The following is a 5,292-nucleotide window of genomic DNA, read 5'->3' as shown; positions in this document are numbered from 1 at the left end:
ACATCCACCTGGAAGAGATCAGCCGCAGCGTGAGCAAGGGCGCGCACGCCGTCCTCGTGCTCGACGGCGCGGGCTGGCACACCTCACCCAGGCTGCGCCTGCCCGCGAACATCAGCTTGCTCTCGCTGCCGCGCTATGCGCCCGAGTTGAACCCGGTGGAGAACGTCTGGGAGTTCCTGCGCCAGAACCTGCTCAGCCACTGCGTATGGGACAGCTACGACGCCATTGTCGACGCTTGTTGCCACGCTTGGTCCGCCCTGATGAGCACGCCCGAGCAGATTGCCTCCATCACGCGCCGCTCCTGGGCACAGGTCAAAGTCTGAGGCGCTTGGTATGAGAGGGCTGGCCAAGCGCTTTGGGGTGAACCCGAAGACGGCCGCCAAGTGGAAGGCGCGTGGGTCTGTCACCGACCTGCCGACTGGCCCAAAGGAACCGAAGTCCACTGTTCTTTCCCTCGAGGAGGAAGCCGTCGTCGTCGCCTTCCGCCGCCACACCCTGCTGCCGCTCGATGATCGCCTCTACGCCCTACAACCCAGCCTACCGCAGCTGACCCGATCCTCGCTCCACCGCTGCCTGGTGCGTCACGGCATCTCGCGACTGCCCGATCCGGACAGTGCCTCGACCGCCAAAAAGCGCTTCAAGGTCTATCCCATCGGCTACTTCCACGTGGATATCGCCGAGGTTCGCACCGAGCAGGGACGCCTCTACTTGCTTGTTGCCATCGACCGAACCTCCAAGTTCGCCTTCGTCGAGCTTCACGAGAAGGTCACTCGCCGCAGCGCCGCCGACTTCCTCCGCGCGCTCATCAAGGCTGTGCCCTATCGCATCCACACGGTGCTTACGGACAACGGCACGCACTTCACCTCCCCGGGCAACATCTGCTCGGCAGCCGCCCAGATCAGAGAGGCCATGGGCAAGGGGGAGCTCTTTCGCGCCCATGCCTTCGAGTATGCCTGCGCCCAGCACAGCATCAATCACCGACTGACCAAGCATCGGCATCCTTGGACGAACGGGCAAGTCGAGCGGATGAAACGTACGATCAAGGAGGCGACCGTAAAGCGCTACCACTACGAGACCCTCGACGAACTTCGACAGCACCTCGATCAGTTCGTCGCCGCCTACAACTTCGCCCGCCGTCTGAAGACCCTACGTGGCCTCACGCCCTACGAAGCCATCTGCAAAGCCTGGGCGGAGGAACCGTCCAGGTTCATCCATAACCCGCACCACCAAATCCCGGGACCAAACATCTAGTCGAATTGATCCCCGCAGTTCAGGAGATCATTGAGTCTAACCGCTTCGGGATCGGACTGCGCGAGATTCCGGATATTGAAGCATCGCCGGTTCCGGAGGTTGCGTGGATCGAAGGCCGTCGAGGTTGCTTGCCATGATCCACCAAGCTGTGGATCGAAGAGACTGGTGGGATCGAGGTTCAGGAACTCGTAGAAGGCACTCAGGACGGACGTGGAGATGTATAGCTCCGTCAGGGCCGGCACCACGACGGTGACCCGCTGGTAATCGGCCAGCGTCCAGTCCTCCTGCCGCTTGCCGGCGACGTCGAGCAGGAAGGCACGGGTCAGCGGATCGATACGCCGGTCGTTTAGGAAGGCGCGTATCTGCGGCGGGATGAAGCGCTGCGGGCCCGTGTCGCTCCCGGCGCTCGGGGGCGCCACGGGTGCGGGCCGGGCGGCTGGCGCGAGGCGTGACTGGCCCTGAGGGCTGCGAGAGGGCTGGGCGCTGGCGCTTCCGGCGAGGACGAGACCGACAGCGGCCGCGAGCGCGGCCTCAGCGAGGCGTGACAGTTGCAGGCGCTCCCGATGAGAAGATGGTCGCAGCCCCGGCGCCCGGGCCGGTCTGCTGCACGCGGATGCCACCGGTCTGGCCGGTCTGGTCGATTCGGACCCCGGCTCCGCCGCTCTGTAGGCTCTCGGCCGAGAGATTGTTGCCACTTTGGGTCACGATGGAGGTGTTGCCCACACCCTGCTGGAGGATACGGGCGGTGTTGTTGGCGCCGGACTGCGCCGTCTCTCCCCAGTTGCCCGAACCCTGCTGCGTGATGTCGGAGACCTGCCCTCCACCGCTGCGGGAGATAATCCGCTGGGTTGCCTGATCGGTCATGGTCTGGGTGTCCGCTGCTATGGCGGAGCCTGCCATGGCCGCTGCGACGACGAGGAGCAACTTTTTCATGACAGCCTCCTTAAGGGGGCAGCAGGGGAAGACGGCAATCTTCCCCTGCCAGTTGCCAGTCGCAGTAGGACTGGATTGATCCGAGGTAGTGACGCTGCTTCGCTCTCGACAGGGGGAGGTTGCACCCTCCTCCCTGTCGAGCGCCAGCGATCAGCGCTGGGTGGTCGTGGAGCGGTTGCCTGAGCCGTTCTGGCTCACAGTGGCAAGGTTGTTGCGACCCTGCTGATCCGTGAAGGCCCGGTTGTCGTAGCCGTTCGTCTGGGTGATGTAGGCGCGCAGGAGAGTGCCGTTCGACTGGGTGCTCTCGGCGCGGTTGTAGCTGGTGGAGCCAGTCTGGGTCTGCTCGATGATGCTGGCCGTCGCCGCCCCCTGATAGGCGATGACGGTACCGCCGACGCCCTGCTGGGACTGCATCACGCGGCTGCCGGTGCTGTTCTGCTGGTTCGACGTCGCGTAGTTGTTGCTGCCGCCCTGCGTCTGCTGGAGGGTCTGGCTGCTACCGCTCTGCGTGCCGAAGGCTTGGTTGTTGTTGCCGCTCTGGGTCTGCGTCGACGTGTTGTCGCTGCCCGACTGAGCGACGCGCACGTAGTTGTCGGTGCCGCTCTGGGTCTGCGTCGCCGTGTTGCCGCTGTTGATGAAACCGCCGCTCTGGTTGATGCCGGCGTCGTTGCGCGATCCGGACTGGTTTTGCGTGGCGGTGTTGGAGAAGCCGGTCTGGACGATGTCCGCGCGGTGGTCCTCGCCGCCCTGCGTCTGCGTGGCGGTGTTGCCGGTGCCCGGGATCGCGAAACCACCCAGCGTGTTGGTCTGCGTGACGGTGGCGCGGTTGCGGTTTCCGCCCTGCGTCTGCGTCACGACACCGCGGCCGTTCTGGTTCGACGAGGCATAGTGGTCGTTGCCGTTCTGGCTCGTCGTGGCCGTGGCGCGGTTGCCAGCCTGCGTCTGGCTGTTCTGGTTGCGCGCGCCGTTCTGGGACGCCGTGGCCGAGCCGAAGGTGCCGGTCTGCGTCTGCGTGTTGACGTTGTTGCTGCCGACCTGATCGATGGAGGCGACGTTGTCGGCCGCCATGGCGCCGAAGGAGAGGCCGATGACGGCCACGCCGGCGAGAAGAAGCTTCTTCATTTTGTGGTCTTTCTGCTTGGACATGCGCATATCCTCCTACGATGCACCACTGCGGGTCGTTGCTCCGCCGGGAGGAAGATCAGCGGTGACCTGCGGTGGAATCTGGCCGTCGCGGGTGGTCTCGTATTCACGAACCAAGTCGCGACCCTGTGTTTCGTCGGCGAAGCCCCAGTAGCCCTTGCTGGCGCCCTCGACCACGGCGGCATGGACCGCCTTCTCGATGGCCATGCGCACGGCAAGCTGACGGGGCTCGTTGGTGGTGACGCCACCCTCGATCTGGAGGAGGCGGTTGAAGCCGACGTACCGGTTGGCGCCGCCATTCAGGCCGACGCTGTAGATTGTCTTGTCGGTGGTGACGCTGACCAGCACCTCGCCGGTCAGCACCGAGACGATGCGGAGGAATACCGAGACGTTATCGCGGCGATACTCGGTCGACGCGCCGATGCCCAGATAGGAGGCACCGAAGCCGCTCGTCAGCACATTGCTGTCGTAGGCTATGATGCCGCCCGTCACGATCAGTCCCGCGTTCCGGAGCGGGCCAATAGGAGGCAGCGGCCTGCCGTCGGGTCCCACGCCGTCCGAACGGTTCGCGCGGATGATCTGACGTTCTTGGAACAGGTCCGCCACGCGGTTGCGCTCGACCACCCGGAACCACGGCGTGCTGCCGCGTCCGGCCTCCATAAGGGCGTTGATGAGGATCGAGGCGCCACCCTGCGTCACAGCGAACGAGTACTCGGCGAAGTTGTTGTTCGGCCGGTGCTGGCCGGTCTGGTCCAGAAAGCTGAACACCGCCACATCGAGCCGCGACTTCGGCGCGGGAAGCGAGCGGAGGCTATCGACTGTCTCGGTGCGCCGCCCGAGCGTGGGGCTCTCGGCCAGCATGGTGGCCGGGGAGGTGCCGCAGCCGGAGAGCGCGAGCAGGCATGCTGCCGCGGCCAAGGATCGGATTGTCGCCATGGTTCAGAAGTTCGGAACGGGCAAGGTGATCTGAGTTCGACCGCCCGAGGCGCCTTCGTTGATGTCGACGACGATCTGCCCACCGATCCGGTTGAAGTTCACGCTGGTGCCGCCCACGGAGAAGGTCCCGCTGTTGCGAGCGTTTTCACCGAGAATCTGCTGGCCAATGGTGGAGGCAATCTGGCTCAGCAAGGCCGATGTGATCTGCCGTGAGAACTGCGCGGCCGGATCATTGGAGAGGCCGAGTGCCTGCTGCTGCTGGCGCTGTTGCTTCGCCTGCGGGCTTTCGAGGAAACGGCTGTTGTTGGCGGATGCCTGCCCGAGAATGAAGGGGCCGTTCAGCGGACTGCCACCGAACGCGGGGTTGACCGGCTGGTAAACGAGGTCTCGTGCGATGCTGGGCTCAGCCCCTGCCGCCATGAGGACAAGCGACACCGTCAGCATCATTGCTGATCTCATTTTTTCGGCCTCCGATTGTATTTTAGCGACCAGCGCTCATCGTCTCTTTTTGTATGCTGCCGCTTTCCGAGCGCGTTGCAATGGTTTGTTGCTAGGCTTCGTGAGCGGCGCCAAGTAATCGTTTCAGCTACGAAGGATGCGCAACACTCGACGCCTACTCGTTGCCGAGTTCCGAAGTTGAGGGCACACAAGTTGAGGTTGTAAAATAACGAGATGAGATCGCACTGTTGCAGCTACGGAGTGTGGAATTGCGCATGCAGATCTCTTAAGTTGCTTAACATCTGGGAAAATAACATTAACGTGAATGTGGCTTAATGTATGCGCTACATGAAACCGTTTGATAATGGCGTCTTTTCGGTCGGAACTCCGCGCGCCAAGGGGGGGCGCGGGCCCGGCGGCGTGCCCGCTCCCCATCCCAGCCGCCTGCCACGCCGCACAGAGGAGCCGCTGCGGCCGAGACCTTGGTGCTGCACACCCACTTTCGGTGACCTGCAAGGGCTGGGCGGCCCGGCCCCTCCCGGGAGCGAGCTCGCCCAGGCACGGCCTCTGTCACCCGCTCTTTGCTACACT

7 protein-coding genes are annotated in these 5,292 nt (G+C 64.0%); 2 read left to right on the top strand and 5 right to left on the bottom strand.

Annotation, left to right across the window (positions count from 1 at the left end):
- Both D9599_RS30015 and D9599_RS30010 read left to right on the top strand, forming a co-directional pair.
- Positions 1–323, top strand: a 323-nt coding sequence (locus tag D9599_RS30015) for a transposase (protein ID WP_232481122.1), incomplete at its 5' end; no start/stop codon positions are given.
- Between the two features lie 10 nt (positions 324–333).
- The gene (locus D9599_RS30010; protein WP_232481121.1) at positions 334–1,251 is read left to right on the top strand and encodes an IS481 family transposase; all 918 of its coding nucleotides are present in this window, start codon (positions 334–336) and stop codon (positions 1,249–1,251) included.
- Here D9599_RS30010 and D9599_RS30005 read toward each other — a convergent pair.
- The 5 genes from D9599_RS30005 to D9599_RS29985 all read right to left on the bottom strand — a co-directional run bounded on the left by D9599_RS30005 (position 1,248) and on the right by D9599_RS29985 (position 4,710).
- Positions 1,248–1,670, bottom strand: a complete 423-nt coding sequence (locus tag D9599_RS30005) for a hypothetical protein (RefSeq protein WP_198385004.1) — start codon at positions 1,668–1,670, stop codon at positions 1,248–1,250. The two genes, D9599_RS30010 and D9599_RS30005, sit on opposite strands and share 4 nt — an antisense overlap.
- Before the next feature lie 112 nt (positions 1,671–1,782).
- Positions 1,783–2,184, bottom strand: a complete 402-nt coding sequence (locus tag D9599_RS30000) for a hypothetical protein (protein WP_198385003.1) — start codon at positions 2,182–2,184, stop codon at positions 1,783–1,785.
- Between the two features lie 150 nt (positions 2,185–2,334).
- Positions 2,335–3,336 carry a hypothetical protein gene (locus tag D9599_RS29995; RefSeq protein ID WP_198385007.1) on the bottom strand — a complete coding sequence of 334 codons (1,002 nt, stop codon included), beginning with the start codon at positions 3,334–3,336 and terminating at the stop codon, positions 2,335–2,337.
- Positions 3,337–3,342: 6 nt separating this feature from the next.
- A complete protein-coding gene (locus D9599_RS29990) occupies positions 3,343–4,245 on the bottom strand; it encodes a CsgG/HfaB family protein (protein WP_198385002.1) in 903 nt (300 codons plus the stop codon).
- A 21-nt stretch (positions 4,246–4,266) separates the two neighbouring features.
- Entirely contained in the window at positions 4,267–4,710 is a 444-nt protein-coding gene (locus tag D9599_RS29985; protein ID WP_198385001.1) for a curli assembly protein CsgF, read from the bottom strand.
- Positions 4,711–5,292: the final 582 nt, after the last annotated feature.

The organism is Roseomonas sp. KE2513 (genome assembly GCF_016107305.1).
Classification (GTDB): domain Bacteria; phylum Pseudomonadota; class Alphaproteobacteria; order Acetobacterales; family Acetobacteraceae; genus Roseomonas.
Note: the sequence above shows the minus strand (reverse complement) of the source record. Positions and strands in the feature narration are given on the sequence as shown.

Bases quoted from the DNA above. Each gene is read 5' to 3' on its own strand.
- D9599_RS30010 (WP_232481121.1), top strand. From the start codon at position 334: ATGAGAGGGCTGGCCAAGCGCTTTGGGGTGAACCCGAAGACGGCCGCC.
- D9599_RS30000 (WP_198385003.1), bottom strand. From the start codon at position 2,184: ATGAAAAAGTTGCTCCTCGTCGTCGCAGCGGCCATGGCAGGCTCCGCC.
- D9599_RS29995 (WP_198385007.1), bottom strand. From the start codon at position 3,336: ATGCGCATGTCCAAGCAGAAAGACCACAAAATGAAGAAGCTTCTTCTC.
- D9599_RS29985 (WP_198385001.1), bottom strand. From the start codon at position 4,710: ATGATGCTGACGGTGTCGCTTGTCCTCATGGCGGCAGGGGCTGAGCCC.